This is a genomic window from Streptomyces sp. SM10 (genome assembly GCF_002910915.1).
Lineage (GTDB): Bacteria > Actinomycetota > Actinomycetes > Streptomycetales > Streptomycetaceae > Streptomyces.
Genome location: NZ_NEUF01000160.1, coordinates 92,759 through 108,781, shown reverse-complemented (window position 1 = coordinate 108,781; position 16,023 = coordinate 92,759). Strand labels below are relative to the sequence as shown.

Genomic DNA, 16,023 nt, shown 5'->3' with positions numbered 1-16,023 from the left:
TGTCCGATTCCCGCCAGCGGGACCGTCCGCGATACCGCACCCTTGAGCCATGGCCAGTGACGACAGCAGGTACGAGGCGGTGGGCAGCCGCGACGCCCGGTTCGACGGCGAGTTCTTCTTCGCCGTGTCCACGACCGGGATCTACTGCCGCCCGAGCTGTCCGGCCACCACCCCCAAGCGGCACAACGTGACCTTCTTCGCCACCGCTGCCGCCGCCCAGGGCGGCGGGTTCCGTGCGTGCCGGCGCTGCCGCCCGGACGCCGTCCCCGGCTCCGCGGACTGGAACGCGCGTGCCGACCTGGTGGGCCGCGCGATGCGGCTCATCGGCGACGGAGTCGTCGACCGGGAAGGCGTGGCCGGGCTGGCGGCACGCCTCGGCTACAGCGCCCGTCAGGTGCAGCGCCAGCTGAACGCCGAGGTCGGCGCCGGGCCCATCGCGCTCGCCCGTGCCCAGCGGGCCCACACGGCGCGGGTCCTGCTGCAGACCACCACCCTGCAGGCCGCCGAGATCGCCTTCGCCGCGGGATTCGCCAGCGTGCGGCAGTTCAACGACACCGTCCGGAAGATCTACGCGCTCACCCCCGGCCAGCTGCGCGCCGCCCCGCCCGGCGGGTCCTCCCGCTTCGGCTCCGTCGCCACCGCCGAGGGAGCCGGGGGAGTGCCCCTGAGGCTCGCCCACCGGGGGCCCTACGCCGCGGCCGAGATCTTCGACCACCTCGGGGCCCGTGCCCTCGCGGGCATCGAGGAGATGGCCGGCGCACGAGGCAGCCGGACCTACCGGCGCACCCTTCGGCTGCCGCACGGCACCGGCATCGCGGAGGTCGGCGAGCGCACCGGCGACGGCTGGCTGGAGTGCCGGCTGCACCTGGGCGACCTGCGGGACCTGACGACCGCCACCCAGCGGATGCGCCGCCTCTTCGACCTGGACGCCGACCCCCACGCGGTCGCCGAGCGCCTCGGCGCGGACCCCGCGCTGGCCCCGCTCGTCGCCCGGACGCCCGGACTCCGCGCGCCCGGTGCCGCGGACGTCCACGAACTGGCCGTCCGGGCGGTCCTCGGGCAGCAGGTCCCCGTGGCCGCCGGACGCCGGCTCGGCAGCGCGCTGGTGCAGGCCTACGGCGCGGCCCTCCAGGTGCCCAGCTCCACCCTCACCCGCACGTTCCCCGGCCCCGGCGACCTGGCCGGGGCCGGCCTGGAGGAGCTGGCGATCCCCGACGCGCTGCGCGGCACCCTGCGCTCCGTCGCCGCCGCCCTGGCCGACGGGCGGGTCCGGCTCGACCCGGGGGCCGACCGTGACCAGGCCGAGAAGGAGCTCCTGAGCCTGCCCGGCGTCGGCCCCCGGGCGGCTGCCTGCATCCGTATGCGCGCGCTCGGCGACCCCGACGTGCTGCTGACCGGTGACGCGGCCGTCCTGGCCGGAATGCGCCACGCCGGCGCCGAGCCGGTGGACGCCGGTGCATGGCGACCGTGGCGCACGTACGCCACGCACCACTTCTGTAACGCGGCAGCGGAGCGGCGCCGTGGTCCGGTGGCATGACGTCCGAATCCCGCCGGTCGCCACTCGGACACCCCGCACAGCCGACACCGGCACACGACGAACCCGGAAGGACCGTGACCATGACGCTCTACACCGCGATCGACAGCCCGCTCGGCGAGCTGCTGCTGGTGGGCGAGGAGTCGGCCACCGCACAGGGCGGCACCGCCCTCGCCTCTCTCTCGGTGCCCGGCCAGAAGGGCGGCGCGACGGTCCAGGACGACTGGAGGCAGGACCCCGGGGCGTTCACCGCGATCACCGGCGAACTGCGCGCGTACTTCGGGGGCAGCCGGACCGGCTTCGGCATCGAGTGCGCCGTCGGCCGGGGCACCGACTTCCAGCGGCGCGTTTGGGCGGCCCTGGAGGCGATCCCGTACGGCACCACCCTGAGCTACGGCGAGATCGCCAGGCGGATCGGTGCCTCACGCGCCGCGGTGCGCGCGGTCGGCACCGCCATCGGCGCCAACCCGCTGCTGGTGGTCCGCCCCTGCCACCGTGTGATCGGCGCGAGCGGCGCCCTCACCGGCTATGCGGGCGGCCTCGACCGGAAGCGGCAGCTCCTGGACCTGGAGAGCCACCACCAGGCGGGCTGAAGGCCGCCCACCGGGGTGCGTAACGCCCCGGACCTGCGAGGAAGAGGAAGGTGCATCGATGACGGACAGGACGACCGACAGGAAGTCCCCGCTGATCAGCGTCCGGGACATCGCCGCGTGCGGTCCGCCGCCGAACCCTGCTGCGTACACCGAGCAGGAACCCCTCTCGCTGGTCGCCCTGTTGCCGCGACACCGCCTCCCGGAGCTCGCGGGCCCGGGGACGGTGCACGGTCTGCGCGGCGCCACCGCCGAGGGCGGCACCCGGGACGTGAACCACCGCCGGCTCACCGCCCGGCCGCCGCAGGGGGAGGCGCCGTGAACGCCCTGATCCCACGCCCCTCCAGGGAGGTCGCCCCGGGGGCCTGGCACGTACCGGACTGGCTCACCCCCGCCCAGCAGCGCGAACTGGTGACCGCGTGCCGGGCCTGGGCCACCGGGCCCGTTCCCATCCGCCACACCCGGCTGCCGCGCGGCGGCGTCATGTCCGTACAGACCGTGTGTGTCGGCTGGCACTGGACCCCCTACCGGTACACCCGCACGGCGGACGACGTGAACGGCCGGCGGGTCGCCGAGTTCCCGGAGTGGATGGTCCGGCTGGGCCGCCGCGCCCTCCTGACGGCGTGCGGCGACGAGGCGGCGGCGGAGGACTACACCCCGGACACCGCGCTGATCAACTTCTACGACGGGCAGGCCCGGATGGGCATGCACCAGGACAAGGACGAGAGGTCCTCCGCCCCGGTCGTCTCCCTGTCCATCGGCGACACCTGCGTCTTCCGCGTCGGCAACACCGAGACCCGCACCAGGCCCTACACCGACATCGAGCTCGCCTCGGGCGACCTGTTCGTCCTCGGCGGCCCCTCGCGCTTCGCCCACCACGGGGTGCCGAGGGTCCACGAGGGCACCGGCGACCCGGCCACCGGGCTGAGCTCGGGCCGGCTGAACATCACCATGCGGGTCACGGGGCTCACCGACACCCCCGCCGTCTCCCGGCCGTGACGAGGGCGCCGGACCCACGCGTCAGCACCGATGTCAGTGCCTCCCAGTAGGTTCAGTCGTGTTCCGCCGGTCCGGCGGAAACACCCCCTCAGCTGTGCATTGGAGATGGCGCGTTGTCGGATTGGGAGAGGTCGAGCACGGCACGGGTGATACCGCCCGCGCGGCCGCGCAAGCTCGCCAAGGTTCCGTTCGTCGAGCTGGCGGACGGACGCCTGCAAGGTGTGGTGTCCAGCGGCTCGGACATAGGGCGGGTCTACGTCTCGTCCGTCGCGACGGGAACCTTCGCGTTCGCCTGCAGCACCAACAACAACCGCCCGTGCGGCGGCGCGCGCGGCTCGTTCTGCAACCACATCGGTGCCCTCGCCAACGAGGCGGTCCTCCAGTACGGCGCCGAGCGCGTCGTCCGCTACCTGAGGATCGAGGTCCCGGCGGGTGACATCGACGGGCCCGTGCTGGCCACGGCCATGCGGAGCACCCGTCCGCAGGCGGACGCGACGAAGGCAGCCGCCTCCGTCTTCAGTCGGTTCCTCCGCCACCTGGCCTATCTCGAACACGCCCCGGCCACCCTGCCGTTGCCCGAGATGCAGTTCTTCCCGCCGACCAGGGCGGTGGCCTGATGCGCGCCGACCTGCTCACCGAGCCCGTCGACGGGTTGGACGAAGCCCTGGAGGCCGTCGACGCCTTCGACCGGGCTCTCGTCGCCGGCCTGCTCCGCCCCCGGCCCGCCGAAGCCGACGGCCCGGCGCGGCTCGCCGACGCCGTCCTCGGGACGCCGCTGGCCGCCCGGGTCGCCGAGGCGGCCGGGAAAGCGGCGGCCGGAGGCGCGGGCGAGGACCACTTCGTGGCCCTGGCCGCCGCACGGACCGCGCTGCTCGGCTCCGTCCATGACGCGCTGCTGGCACGTGTCGAGGAGGCCACGGGCCGTTCGCACGGAGACCGGTCCGTGCCGTCGGCCGACGCGCAACCGGCGGCCAATCTGCTGACGGCCGCCCGCGCCTGGCTCTGCGACCTGGCGCGCTGCGGTTGGCAGGGTCTCGACCACGAGGTGGTGTCCGGGGCCGGTGAAGTCGTCTCCGCGATGCTGCCCGACCCCTCTCTCCGCCGGCTCGCGTCTCTCCTCGACGGCTTCGCCGCCGAACTCGCCGCGTCCTGCCCCGGTTCGTCCATGGAGCGCTTCCCGGTACGCCGCTGGGCCGACCTCTGGTCGCGCGGGATGCTGCTCACGGTGCCGGGCGCCGCCGCGACGCCCGTCGTCGGGACCGCCGACGGCCGGCTGCTGCCCCTCGGCATCGACGTACAGGAACACGCGACCGCCGCACAGGCACAGGTCCACGCCGTGTACGAGCCCGCGGACGGCTCCGCGCCCCGCCTCGTGCGTGCCGGCGTGTCCGTGCCGAAGCCCGACACCGTCGTCGGAGCCGGGATCTGGCAGCTGATGCGTCCGCACATGTCGCTCCTCGCGGCCGCCGGCGAGGGCCGGTCGATGGACCTCACCGGTATGCCGGTCACCGCCGAGGGCGACCTGGTCTGGGACGACGCCCACGCCCGGCCCGGGGAGCCGGCCGAGGCGTTCGCGACCGCCCGCGTGGCCCTGCCCACCGCGACCGCCCCGGTGACGGCTCCCCTGGACCGGCATCCCGCACACATCGCCGTGCCCGTCTTCCTGGAGGGCTACACCGCCCGGGCGGACGACGAGGGCGCGGTGACCTTCACCGTCGCCGGGGTCGAGCTCGCCGTCGACACCGACCGCATCCCGGCGGCCGGGCCGCTCACCCCCGAGTCCGTCGCCAGGTCCGGCGCCTGCCTCGCGCTGATCCGCTGGGACGACGGCGAGTTCGCCGTACAGCCGCTCGCGGTCGAGACCGCTGTCCGCAAGAAGGTGACCGCGGTGCACGCGGGGGCGTGGGCCGGAGGGACGACCGACAAGGCAGGGGCCAGGGCGGAGAAGGCCGCCACCGACGCCGCCAAGGTGCTGAGCGAGCGCGCGGGAAGGCTGCTGCGGAAATGACCGGACAGCCGAACCCCGGGGTGACCGGGGAGAGCGCCCACGACAACCGCCGGCAGGTCATGTACTGGCGCCTGCTCGCCCAGCTCTTCGACCCCGAGGAGCAGCCGGCCCTGGAGTCGGCGAGCCTCGCCGTCGTCCAGGACATCGGGCTCCCGCCCGCGCTGCTGGACCCGGGAGCCTCCGTGGACTCCGTGGTGCAGCGCCATCCCGGGCTCGCCGCCGAGTTCGACAACCTGATGGCGCCCGACGCGGAGCCGGACACGGACGGCGCCGACGACGACCGCGACAGGGCCGCCGAGGTGCGGCGCGCCGCACTCGTGTCGAAGGTCCTGCTGAACGTCTTCCACTCGCCCCCCGGCACCGTCTCCGCGGGGCAGCTCTCCCGGTGGCAGTCCGACGCGGGCTGGCTGGAGCGCGCCCTCGGCTGCAGGCCGGGCGAGCTGCGCGGCGGACGCGCCGGAGGCGCGGGCGTCAGCCCGACCGGCACCGGCGGCAGTGGCAGGACCCCCGATCTCAGCCGTCTCATCCCGGAGATCGGTCCTGCGCTGGGCTCCATCGAGGCCGGGCTCGTCAAGCGGATGCGGCTGCGCGAGGTCCTCGCCGACCCGCACCTCGCCGGTCAGCTGACGCCGAGCATGTCCCTGATCGAGCAGCTGCTGCGCGACAAGGACAACCTCTCCGGCGTCGCCCTGGCCAACGCCAAGGCCCTGATCAGGCGATTCGTCGACGAGGTCGCCGAGGTGCTGCGGACACAGGTGGAGAAGTCGACCGTCGGCGCCCTGGACCGCTCGGTCCCGCCCAAGCGGGTGTTCCGCAACCTGGACCTGGACCGCACGATCTGGAAGAACCTCACCAACTGGAGCCCTGAGGAGGAACGGCTCTACGTCGACCGCCTCTTCTACCGCCACACGGCGCGCAAGACCACGCCCCAGCGGCTGATCGTGGTCGTCGACCAGTCGGGCTCGATGGTGGACTCCATGGTCAACTGCACCATCCTGGCCTCGATCTTCGCGGGCCTGCCCAAGGTGGACGTCCACCTCATCGCGTACGACACGCAGGCGCTCGACCTCACCCCCTGGGTGCACGACCCCTTCGAGACCCTGCTGCGGACCAACCTCGGCGGCGGCACAGACGGCACGGTCGCCATGGCACTGGCCCAGCCGAAGATCGCCGAGCCCCGCAACACCGTCGTGGTCTGGATCTCCGACTTCTACGAATGGCAGACCGAGCCGCTGTTCGAGAGCATGGCCGCCATCCACCGCTCCGGGGCGAAGTTCATCCCGGTCGGTTCGGTGACCAGCTCGGGCCGCGCCAGCGTCAACCCCTGGTTCAGGGAGCGCTTCAAGGACCAGGGGACACCGGTCCTCTCGGGGCACATCCGCAAGCTCGTCCACGAGCTCAAGACCTTCCTCACGTGACGCGCGGGCCGGCCGGAGCCCCCCGGGCCTGCGCCCGCCACGCGAGTCCCGTGACCGCACTCCCACACACGTCGAAAGGCACACCCATGTCCGACCTGTTGCGCGCCCCCGCCGAGATCAAGTACGCCGAGGAGCTCGACTGGCTCGAGTCGGTCGACGACGGCCCCAAGCCCTTCTCCTGGCGGCTCTCGCCCAAGATGGTCCGCCTGTTCATCCTGGGATCCGAGCGCTCCGACGGCCTGGACCGGGAGATCTCCCAGAAGTGGTACGGCGACCGCAGCTTCGTCGAGCGCTCGATCGTCACCCTGGCCTCCGACCGGGGTCTGCTGCTCATCGGTGACCCGGGGACGGGCAAGAGCTGGCTGGCCGAACTCCTGTCGGCCGCCGTCTCCCGCAACTCCACACTCGTGGTGCAGGGCACGGCCGGCACCACCGAGGACCACATCAAGTACTCGTGGAACGTGTCGATGGTCATCTCCAAGGGGCAGTCCCGGGAGTCGATGATCCCCTCGCCGATCATGACCGCGATGGAGACCGGCGCGATCGGCCGCTTCGAGGAGCTCACCCGCTCCACCAGCGACGTCCAGGACGCCCTGATCTCGATCCTCTCCGAGAAGTACATCTCGGTCCCGGAGATGGACAGCGACAACATCGTCTTCGCCAAGCCGGGCTTCTCCGTCATCGCCACGGCCAACAGCCGTGACCGAGGCGTCAACGACCTCTCCTCCGCCCTCAAGCGCCGCTTCAACTTCGTCCGCATCCCGGTGGTGACGAACAAGAAGAGCGAGGCGGAGATCGTCCGCTTCCGCACCGAGGAACTGCTGCGCCGCCATCAGATCGAGCTGGACGTGCCGCCGACCCTGCTCGACGTGCTGCTGCAGAGCTTCGCAGACCTGCGGGCCTCCTCGGCGGCCGCCGGCAGCGACGACGAGAAGCTGGAGTCCGCGCTGTCGAGCGCCGAGCAGATCGGCGTCCTGGAGGACGCCATCCTGCACAGCAACTTCTTCGGCGAGCGCGCGCTGACCGCCCGTACCCTCGCCTCCTCGCTCGTCGGATCGCTGGCGCGGCGCGAACCCGAGGACCTGGCCATCCTCAACAAGTACCTGCACGGCGTCGTCGAACCGCGCAGCAAGGCGGAGGGCGGCTCCTGGCCGGAGTTCCTGGAGGGCGGCCGCGACGCGATCGCCACCCTGTCATGAGCACCCCGGACGAGGGGACGCCCTTCGAGGCGCTTCGAGGACAACTCCAGCAGGCTGCCACGGAGTTCGCGGACGGGCCGGACGCGCTGCAGGGCATCCTCCTCGGCATCGTCGACGACGTCGACCGGGCGGTGCGCGAGCCGCTGGAGATCTTCCCCGTCTGCCACCACTCGCCCGCCTCGGCTCTCGCGATGGCCCGCAGACTGCGGGAGAAGCAGCCCAAGGTCGTGTACCTGGAGCTGTGCGAGGACATGGCGCCACTCCTGTCCGAGCTGAGGAACTGCCGTCTCCCGGTGGCCGTGCAGGCGTTCGCGAGCGAGGTCAGGGGCTTCCCCGCGGAGTGGGCGCCGCTCTCGGTGGTCGCCCCGATCACCGAGGCGTCCGCCGAGTACCAGGCCATCGCCTACGCCCTGGACACCCCGGGCGTCGAGCTGGTCCTCGTCGACCGTTCCTCGGACCACGTCTTCCAGTGGCAGGCCGGAGCGGCGGAGCCCTCGGGACCGGACGCTCCTCCCGCCGAGGAGGAGGCGGCGCTGCACGGTGACGCCGTAGGGGTGGAGATCGGCGATCTGAGACCCCGGTTCGCCGAGCTGGAGGAGCACCTCCTGCACCACGGCCGTGTGCGGCACTGGTCGGAGTGGTGGCACCAGTACGTCGAGCTGCCGCTCGGGGACAGCGACCACGACACCTACCGTCAGGTCATGCTCCTGATCGGCAGCCTGTTCCGCCGGCTGGCGCCCGGGGACACGGACCGGGTGCGGGTGGACGAGGACCGCGAGCGCTACATGTGGACCCGGATGCGCGAGCACCTCTCCGCGACGGGCACCGACCCCGAGGACTGCCTCTACGTATGCGGCGCCTTCCACGCGTCCAGCCGGGTCGAGGAGTTCGGCGTCCACGGCAGCGACACCTTCGAGATCAGCCCTCCGGGCGGGAGCACCTGGCAGCACGGTCTGATCCCCTCCAGCCACGCGTCGATCGAGGCGCAGTTCGGCCTCGCGGCCGGGTCCGTGTCGATCGCCGCCACGCAGTGGGCGAAGAACCTCAGGCGCACCCGGGTGCAGCCGTACCGTCTCGCCGGCCAGACGGGCGCCAAGAAGGCGGCGAAGCCCGGGAGGAGTGCCGTGCCCGTGGCGCCGGAGGCCCCTGCCGACAAGCTCTCCGGCTTCCTGCAGAGTCCACCCGCCCTCGACCGGCTGGACGAGGCGGAACTCCGCGGCTGGTCGGTGGAGATCGTGCGCTCCGCCCGGCGCAACGGCTACCTCGCCTCCACCGCCGACGCCATCGCCGTCTTCGAGACGTCGATCCTGCTGGCCGGTATGCGGGACCGGGCCAGGCCCACCCCGTACGACTTCCAGGACGCTGCGGTCACCTGCATCGAGAAGGAGACCGTGCCGGGCAGGCGCGACGTACGCCGCCTGGTGGAGATCCTGATGGGCGGCGACCGGATCGGCCAGGTCGGCTACGACGCGCTGCCGCCCCTGGCCCGCGACGTGCACGACCGGCTCGCCCCGCTGAACCTCAAGCTCCAGCAGCGCGGTGTGCAGCGAGCGCTGCTGGACATGACCTCCCAGCCCGAACTGCGGCAGTGCTCCGACGTGCTGTGGATGCTGCGCCACCTCATGCCCCACGGGGCCGCGCGGCCGATCATGGGCGAGAGGGAGCTCGGCAAGCAGTCGGTGCAGGAGTCGTGGGACCTCGCGCTGGGCACGCATCAGCGGGCGCTCATCGAGCTCGGCTACGAAGGCGTCAGTATCGAGCAGGTACTGGAGCAGCGTCTGCGCCGCGCCGCGTACGCGCCGAACGCCACCACGGCCGACGTCCTCGCGGCCGTCGAGGACGCCGTGCTGCACCTGCGCAGCGGCCGCCTCGCCGACGAGCTGGGCACCCGCGCGCTGGAGGTGCTGGCCACCGAACGCAGCGTCGACGGTGCGCCGGAGGTGCTGCGCAGGGTGCGCAGGCTCCTGGCGTACTACCGGATCACCCGGCCGGTGCTGCCGTCGTGGATCGAGTCCTTCGCCAAGACGGGGTACGCGCACTACTGCACGCTCCTGCCCACGGCGTTCACCGACGAGGACGCGACGGTCCGGCAGGTCGCGGCGATGCTGGGATTCCTCTTCAGCATGGAGAGCCTGGCCCTGTCGCTCGGCTGCGACCGGGCCCAGCTGGATCTGGCCTTCGCGCAGTCGCACCCCGAGGAGCCGTCCAGGACCGCTCTGCTGTGGGCGGCCCGGGTGCACCTCGGGCAGCTCTCCCGCGCGGAGCTGAGGGAGCGGTGCGACGCGCTGCTGGACAACCCCTTGGTGGTGCCGGCCTACCCGCGCTACCTCAGCGGCTTCCTGCACGCTCTGGAACCGGTGCCGCACCTGGCCGACTTCGTCGTCGAGGCGGTGTCGAAGGCGTTCGCACGGCTGCCGGACCCGGTGCTGCTGCCCTGGCTGCCGACGCTGATCACCACCCTGCGCTCGGAGGGCGCCGACCTGACCCCGCTGCTGATCCGCGAGGCCGGACGCGTCTTCCCGGGCCGGCTCGCGGCGCTGGACGCGTGGGTCCCGCCGTGGGAGGCCGTCCCGGAAGCACCGGGGGCCCCGGCAGCGCCCGGAGCCGGTACCGCGCGACGCGCGGTCCTCCTGGCCGCCCACCCGCAGACGTGCGACAGCCTGGCCGAGCTGCTGGGCTGCGAGGGCACCTGGGAGGAGGAGACCCCCGAGCCCTCGGGCGCGGTGCTCGCCGGCCGCCACCCCGAGACCGCGGCGGCGCTGGAGGCGCTGCTGGCGGGGGTCTGACGACCCGGGGGAAGCGGCGGCGCTTCCCCCGGCAGGGCCGGTCGGCGTGGACGCGATCGCACCTCGACGCTCAGGAGCGGGGCAGGCCCCGCACGCCGGCGCGGGGCGGATGAGCCGCGTACGAGGTCTGTCGTGTCCCGGGGCAGAAGGGGTCGTTGAGCCTGGTGTGAGTGGCTCTGGGAGTGGGTACCCGTCGGATCTGACGGATGAGCAGTGGGACCTGGTCGAACCGCTGCTGCCGGCCGCGAGAGTCGGCCCGAAGGGCGGCCGCCGGGAGAAGCACCCGCGTCGGCGGATCGTGAACGCGCTGCTCTACGTGGTGCGGACGGGGTGCGCCTGGCGCCAGCTGCCCAAGACCTTCCCGCCCTGGCCCACCGTGTACTGGTACTTCACCTGGTGGCACGACAACGGCACCGTCGAGCGGATCCACGACACCTTGCGCGACCGGCCCCGTACGGCGGACGCCCCCGACGCGGAGCCGGGCAGCGGGCCGGCCGTCTCCCGGCCCGCGTGCGCCGGCCCCCCGATTCCGTCGGCAGCCGGAGCCCCGGCGCGGGCCGGACGGTGAAGTGGCCGGCGGTCGCCCCGCGGGGACGTCGACCGGGCGTCGCCCCGACAGCGGGATGCCGCCTCGGCTGTTGCGACAGGATGACCGCATGACGACACAGCCGCACATCGTCCTCGTGCGCGGAGACATCACGGAGCAGCACGCCGACGCCCTGGTCAACGCCGCCAACTCCTCGCTCCTCGGGGGTGGTGGGGTGGACGGCGCGATCCATCGGCGCGGTGGGCCCGAGATCCTTGCGGCCTGCCGCGATCTGCGGGCCTCGCACCACGGCAAGGGGCTGGCCACCGGGCAGGCGGTGGCGACCACCGCCGGACGGCTGCACGCGGAGCACGTCATCCACACGGTGGGACCGGTCTGGTCGCGCGAGGAGGACCGCTCCGCCCTGCTGGCCTCCTGCTACCGGGAGTCCCTGCGGGTCGCCTCGGAGCTGGGCGCCCGCACCGTCGCCTTCCCCGCGATCTCGACGGGCGTCTACGGCTGGCCGCTCGACGACGGGGCCCGGATCGCCGTCCGCACGGTGCGGGAGGCGGCGCTTCCCCCGGTGGCCGAGGTGCGTCTCGTGCTCTTCGACCAGGAGGCGTACGCCCGGTTCGACGAGGCACTGAACGGCTGAGCGCGTCCGCGCGTGGAGCTGGGGTGTCGCCCCCACCCTCGTCAAGTCCGGCGCCCGCGGCGACTGCACGGTGATGGCCTTGGTGCTCGGGACGGTCACAGCGCGGACTGCTGCTGTCCCAGGCCGCGTTCACCCTCGGCTCGCTCGGACTGCTGCTCGGCGAGACCCCGGGGCCTCGCTCTCGTCCTCCAGCGCCGCTGCACCCTGGACAGCCCGACCGCCGCAGGGCCGGTGCGTCTCCCGAAGTGACGGCGGGGCAGCGGGCGCTCACCCTGGCGGGGGTGGGCGTTCGCCCGCGTCTGACACCATCGGGCCGTGGACTACCCGAACGACCAGGCACCTGGCGCACCGATCCGCTCCGGCATCCCGGAGCACGGCCGTATCCCGAAGTACTACGCCGTCAAGGCACATGTGGCCCTCCTGCTGGCCGAGTTGGGCGAGGGCGGGCTGCTGCCCACCGAGCGGGACCTCGCCCTGCGGTACGAGGTGTCCCGTGAGACCGTGCGTCAGGCGCTGCGTGAACTCCTGCTGGAGGGACGGGTGCGCAGGCAGGGCCGGGGCACGGTGGTTGCCGGACCCAAACTCGAGCAGCCGCTCTCGCTGGCCAGCTACACCGAAGGCGTACGGCGCCAGGGCCGCACGCCCGGGCGCCACCTCATCGGACTCGAACAGTTCCCCTGTCCCGAGGCCCTGGCCGTCGAGATCGAGGTACCGCGAGGTGAGCCCGTATGGCACATGGAGCGTGTCCTGCTCGCCGACGAGGAGCGGGTCGGCCTCGAGAGCACGTACGTCACCGTCGCCCGGGCCCCGCGCCTCGACGCGGAGTTCGACCCCGACTCCTCTTTCTACTCCTACCTCGGCGAACGGCTCGGAGTCTCCTTCGGTGATGCGGACGAGCGCATCGAGACCGTCCTCGCGACGCCGCGTGAGGCGCTCCTGATCGGTACGCCGCCCGCCCTGCCGATGCTTCTCCTGCACCGCCTCTCCCGCGACACCGGTGGGTGCCCGCTGGAACGGGTGCGGACCCTCTTCCGCGGCGACCGGTTCTCGTTCACGACCCACCTGGGCGGTCAGGGCCGGTAGCCCTCGCGGACGTGCCGCGGCCGGACCGGCGGCTTATGGTAACGGAAGGGTAACGGGTCTGGTCCAAGCTTGCGGCCCGGTTCACTTCTCCGTTGCCTCCCGGACCCGTGCGGGCCACCCGGCCCGAGGAGCGTTGCCGCCGTGAGAGTCATCGTCGTAGGAGCCGGCGTGGTGGGAACCATGCACGCCTGGCACGCAGTGAACCGCGGCCACGAGGTCGTACAGATCGAGCGTGAGAGTGAGGCGCGCGGAGCATCCCTCCGCAATTTCGGACAGATCTGGGTCAGCGGACGGGCAGCCGGCGAGGAGCTGGAGACCGCCCTGCGCGCCCGGGAGCTGTGGGAGTCCATCGGGGAGCTGGTGCCGGACCTCGGCTTCCGGCCCTGTGGGTCGCTCACCCCGCTCCGCACCGGACTGGAGACCGCCGTGGCGGAGGCGGCCGTGGCCGGGCCCGATGCGGCCGCCCGCGGCTACAAGGTGCTCACCGCCGGCGAGGCGCGGGCCAAGAACCCCGCTCTGCGCGGCGCCTTCGAGGCGGCCCTGTGGTGCGAGCGGGACGCGGCCGTCGAGCCGCGCGTCGCCCAGCTGGCCCTGAAGCAGGCCCTGCTGGCATCGGGGGCGTACACCTACCTCGGCGGCCGGGAGGTGCGCGAGGTGGTCGCCGCCGCCTCCGTGCGCGACGACCACGGTGACATCCACACGGGTGACGCGGTCGTCCTCGCCACGGGCGCCTGGCTCGGCGGCCTCGTCCGTGAGCTGGCCGGCCCGGACCTGCCGGTGAGCCGGGTCCGGCTGCAGATGATGCAGACCGACCCGCTCGGGGAGCCGCTCACCACCTCCGTGGCCGACCCCGACAGCTTCCGCTACTACCCGGCCTACGCCGGGGGCGCGCTCGACGCCCTCAACTCCGGACAGCCGCAGGCGCCGACCGCCGCCGCCCACCGGATGCAGCTGCTCATGGTGCAGCGCCGCGACGGCGGACTGTTTTCTGGGGTGGGTGAGGCTGTGGTGTGACGTGGCACGGGATGGCTTCGTTGGTCTTCCGAGGCTCGTTCTCGGGGGGTGTTGCTCTGTGGCGGGTTGTTGCATGGACTGTCGCTTCGAAGGAGTTGCGCGTGCGGGCATTTCCCGTGGATCTGCCGTCTGGAGCCCGGTATTGGACCGTGGTCGATGACGAGTTGTGTGTCGTGCCTGTGGCCGATCAGTGGCTCCGCTTCCTGCGGTTCGGACGGAGCCGGACGGAGCTGACGACACGGTCGTACGCCGGCGGGGTGGCCTTCTACCTCCGTTGGTGCCGGGCGACGGGGCGGCGGTGGGAGGAGGCAGCCGCGGACATGGGGCTGTTCATGGTGTGGCTTCGCTACTCGCCGAGTCGACTGGGAGCCGAGAACCCGACGGTGGTGTGGGGGCCGGGGACAAAGCCGGTACGGGGCGAGCGGCGGGTGAACGGAGTGCTGGCTGCCGTACGCGGTGTCGGTGGGTGAGGTGCCGCGGTCGGTGCTGGGGCAGTTGTACGAGCTGGCGGACAGCCGGGAACTGCCGGAGGAGGCAAAGGGCGAGGAGACGGGCCTGTACTACCGGTTGCGGGCCAGGCACCGGTTGCAGGAGCCCCAGGCGGAGGTCGACCGGGCTCTGGACGAGGAGCTGGTGGGGATGTTCCTGGCGTGCCGCAGTGCCCGGGACAGGCTGGTGGTTCTCCTGCACTCCCGGGTGGGGTTGCGGCGGGGGCAGGTGGCGGGGCTGCGCCGCAGCGACTGCCATCTGCTGCCGGACTCGCGCACGCTGGGCTGTGACGTGGAGGGCGCGCACGTGCATGTGCGGCGCCGGGCCAACGCGAACCGGGCATGGTCGAAGTCGAAGCGGGCATGGGTGCAGCCGCTGGACTTCCTGGTGGTGCAGGGCTTCGACCAGTACGTCGACGAGCGCTTGGAGAAGCTGGGGGCCGGGGGCAGCGACTTCCTGCTGGTGAACCTGTTCCGCGAGCCGCTTGGGGCGCCGATGTCTCCGGCGGCGATGGGCGAGCTGTTCGGCCGCCTGTCGAAGCGGGCGAAGCTGGGGCGGATCGTCGGGCCGCACATGGCCCGTCGGGCGTTCGGCAGCAACGTCGTAGATGCCGGCGGCAGCTGGGACGAGGTGCAGATGCTGCTGGGGCAGGAGCACCCCGGCTCGGTTGCGCCCTATGTGATCCCGGACCGCAGCCGGGTGCGGGAAGCCGTCGAGCGGGTTCCCTCGCCGCGCGAGCTGTCCGGGCGGGGTGAACGGTGACTACGCCGGTGCTGTTTGCCGCGGAGCCGACCGCGGTTGAGGATCTGCGGACCCGGCAGATCGTGGACGCTCTGGATCCAGAGTTCCTGCGGCTCGTGCGCTGGGACTGGGACCTGCGGGTGATCTTTTTCCCCAAAGACCATCCGGTGCTGGGCATGCCGGACTGCTGTGTGAAGGGCTGTACCAAGGGCGTGAGGTTCGGCCGTCCGATGTGCATGGGGTGCGAGCGGGGCTGGAAGGACTCCGGCCTGTCCGTGGACGACTTCGCCCAGATCGCCAAGCCGCGCATGCTGGGCATGAGGCAGGAGATGTGCCGGGTGCCGCGCTGCGGCCGGCCGGCCAAGTCGGCCCGGGCGGCGCTGTGCGATTCCCACCGCCGCCAGCGGGTGGACACCCTGAAACTGAGCATCGAGGACTTCCTCCGCCACCCCGCAGTCGTCCCGCGCGAGAGAACGGGGGAGTGCGAGGTGGCGGTCTGCTACCGGCTGCGGGACTACGTGACCTCCCGCGCGAGATGTTCCCGGACACTCCCGCCGACGAGCTGAAGCTCCTGCCCAGCACACGCACCAACCCGCACGGCACCAAGGCGATCAACTCGATCAGCGAGGGCCACCGCACCTGGGTCGACTCACTGCCCGACTTCCTGGTCCCCACGACCGTGGAGGAGAACGGGCAAACGGTCACCCGGATGCTCCCTTTCGACAAGAGCCGGATCTTCCCCTACGCCTACCGCCACAGCTACGCCCAGCGGCACGCGGATGCCGGCGTGGCCCCGGACGTCCTCAAGGAGCTGATGGACCACTCCGATCTCAAGACCACCCAGAATTACTACAACCCTCGGGAATTGCATCCGATGGGCGAGAAGCCGCAGGTCGCGTGGTCACGGCGGGAAGCGGAGGGTCTCCGTAGGCTCTGCGAACTGGCAGCCTAAGCAGGGGTGTTGCCGAGGTGATCCCTTCT

At 72.5% G+C, this 16,023-nt stretch carries 16 protein-coding genes and 1 pseudogene; all 17 read left to right on the top strand.

Annotated elements, in window-relative coordinates:
- Positions 1 to 49: 49 nt before the first annotated feature.
- Positions 50 to 1,537 carry an AlkA N-terminal domain-containing protein gene (locus tag B9S57_RS26100; RefSeq protein WP_103759660.1) on the top strand — a complete coding sequence of 496 codons (1,488 nt, stop codon included), beginning with the start codon at positions 50 to 52 and terminating at the stop codon, positions 1,535 to 1,537.
- 80 nt (positions 1,538 to 1,617) lie between these two features.
- A complete protein-coding gene (locus B9S57_RS26095; protein ID WP_103759659.1) occupies positions 1,618 to 2,127 on the top strand; it encodes a methylated-DNA--[protein]-cysteine S-methyltransferase in 510 nt (169 codons plus the stop codon).
- A gap of 58 nt (positions 2,128 to 2,185) precedes the next feature.
- On the top strand, positions 2,186 to 2,446 hold the full coding sequence (locus B9S57_RS26090) for a hypothetical protein (protein WP_103759658.1): 261 nt from the start codon (positions 2,186 to 2,188) through the stop codon (positions 2,444 to 2,446).
- Positions 2,443 to 3,123 carry an alpha-ketoglutarate-dependent dioxygenase AlkB gene (locus B9S57_RS26085; protein ID WP_103759657.1) on the top strand — a complete coding sequence of 227 codons (681 nt, stop codon included), beginning with the start codon at positions 2,443 to 2,445 and terminating at the stop codon, positions 3,121 to 3,123. Before B9S57_RS26090 ends, B9S57_RS26085 begins: the two co-directional genes overlap by 4 nt.
- A 146-nt stretch (positions 3,124 to 3,269) precedes the next feature.
- The gene (locus tag B9S57_RS26080; RefSeq protein WP_258036614.1) at positions 3,270 to 3,740 is read left to right on the top strand and encodes a hypothetical protein; all 471 of its coding nucleotides are present in this window, start codon (positions 3,270 to 3,272) and stop codon (positions 3,738 to 3,740) included.
- The gene (locus B9S57_RS26075) at positions 3,740 to 5,131 is read left to right on the top strand and encodes a hypothetical protein (protein ID WP_103759655.1); all 1,392 of its coding nucleotides are present in this window, start codon (positions 3,740 to 3,742) and stop codon (positions 5,129 to 5,131) included. The genes B9S57_RS26080 and B9S57_RS26075 overlap by 1 nt, the downstream gene beginning before the upstream one ends.
- Positions 5,128 to 6,549 (top strand): VWA domain-containing protein, encoded by a 1,422-nt coding sequence (locus B9S57_RS26070; RefSeq protein ID WP_103759654.1) that lies wholly within the window; start codon positions 5,128 to 5,130, stop codon positions 6,547 to 6,549. Before B9S57_RS26075 ends, B9S57_RS26070 begins: the two co-directional genes overlap by 4 nt.
- A gap of 86 nt (positions 6,550 to 6,635) precedes the next feature.
- A complete protein-coding gene (locus tag B9S57_RS26065; protein ID WP_103759653.1) occupies positions 6,636 to 7,748 on the top strand; it encodes an AAA family ATPase in 1,113 nt (370 codons plus the stop codon).
- Positions 7,745 to 10,534, top strand: a complete 2,790-nt coding sequence (locus B9S57_RS26060) for a DUF5682 family protein (RefSeq protein ID WP_103759652.1) — start codon at positions 7,745 to 7,747, stop codon at positions 10,532 to 10,534. Before B9S57_RS26065 ends, B9S57_RS26060 begins: the two co-directional genes overlap by 4 nt.
- Positions 10,535 to 10,700: 166 nt before the next feature.
- Positions 10,701 to 11,102, top strand: coding sequence for a transposase (locus tag B9S57_RS26055; protein WP_181011472.1), 402 nt, complete (start codon positions 10,701 to 10,703; stop codon positions 11,100 to 11,102).
- Between the two features lie 88 nt (positions 11,103 to 11,190).
- Complete coding sequence (locus B9S57_RS26050; RefSeq protein ID WP_103759650.1) at positions 11,191 to 11,715, top strand: O-acetyl-ADP-ribose deacetylase; 525 nt, start codon at positions 11,191 to 11,193, stop codon at positions 11,713 to 11,715.
- A gap of 315 nt (positions 11,716 to 12,030) precedes the next feature.
- Entirely contained in the window at positions 12,031 to 12,798 is a 768-nt protein-coding gene (locus B9S57_RS26045) for a GntR family transcriptional regulator (protein WP_103759649.1), read from the top strand.
- 141 nt (positions 12,799 to 12,939) lie between these two features.
- Positions 12,940 to 13,791 (top strand): annotated as a pseudogene (locus B9S57_RS26040) (FAD-dependent oxidoreductase); the annotation flags it as partial.
- A gap of 194 nt (positions 13,792 to 13,985) precedes the next feature.
- Entirely contained in the window at positions 13,986 to 14,282 is a 297-nt protein-coding gene (locus tag B9S57_RS35835) for a hypothetical protein (RefSeq protein WP_258036613.1), read from the top strand.
- On the top strand, positions 14,275 to 15,063 hold the full coding sequence (locus B9S57_RS26035) for a site-specific integrase (RefSeq protein ID WP_258036611.1): 789 nt from the start codon (positions 14,275 to 14,277) through the stop codon (positions 15,061 to 15,063). Before B9S57_RS35835 ends, B9S57_RS26035 begins: the two co-directional genes overlap by 8 nt.
- Positions 15,060 to 15,608, top strand: coding sequence for a hypothetical protein (locus B9S57_RS26030; RefSeq protein WP_146057811.1), 549 nt, complete (start codon positions 15,060 to 15,062; stop codon positions 15,606 to 15,608). Before B9S57_RS26035 ends, B9S57_RS26030 begins: the two co-directional genes overlap by 4 nt.
- Positions 15,578 to 15,994, top strand: a complete 417-nt coding sequence (locus B9S57_RS35830; RefSeq protein WP_258036610.1) for a tyrosine-type recombinase/integrase — start codon at positions 15,578 to 15,580, stop codon at positions 15,992 to 15,994. Before B9S57_RS26030 ends, B9S57_RS35830 begins: the two co-directional genes overlap by 31 nt.
- Positions 15,995 to 16,023: the final 29 nt, after the last annotated feature.

Excerpts from the sequence above, each read along its gene's own strand:
- B9S57_RS26100 (WP_103759660.1), top strand. The coding sequence starts at position 50 with ATGGCCAGTGACGACAGCAGGTACGAGGCGGTGGGCAGCCGCGACGCC.
- B9S57_RS26095 (WP_103759659.1), top strand. The coding sequence starts at position 1,618 with ATGACGCTCTACACCGCGATCGACAGCCCGCTCGGCGAGCTGCTGCTG.
- B9S57_RS26090 (WP_103759658.1), top strand. The coding sequence starts at position 2,186 with ATGACGGACAGGACGACCGACAGGAAGTCCCCGCTGATCAGCGTCCGG.
- B9S57_RS26075 (WP_103759655.1), top strand. The coding sequence starts at position 3,740 with ATGCGCGCCGACCTGCTCACCGAGCCCGTCGACGGGTTGGACGAAGCC.
- B9S57_RS26070 (WP_103759654.1), top strand. The coding sequence starts at position 5,128 with ATGACCGGACAGCCGAACCCCGGGGTGACCGGGGAGAGCGCCCACGAC.
- B9S57_RS26065 (WP_103759653.1), top strand. The coding sequence starts at position 6,636 with ATGTCCGACCTGTTGCGCGCCCCCGCCGAGATCAAGTACGCCGAGGAG.
- B9S57_RS26060 (WP_103759652.1), top strand. The coding sequence starts at position 7,745 with ATGAGCACCCCGGACGAGGGGACGCCCTTCGAGGCGCTTCGAGGACAA.
- B9S57_RS26050 (WP_103759650.1), top strand. The coding sequence starts at position 11,191 with ATGACGACACAGCCGCACATCGTCCTCGTGCGCGGAGACATCACGGAG.
- B9S57_RS35830 (WP_258036610.1), top strand. The coding sequence starts at position 15,578 with ATGTTCCCGGACACTCCCGCCGACGAGCTGAAGCTCCTGCCCAGCACA.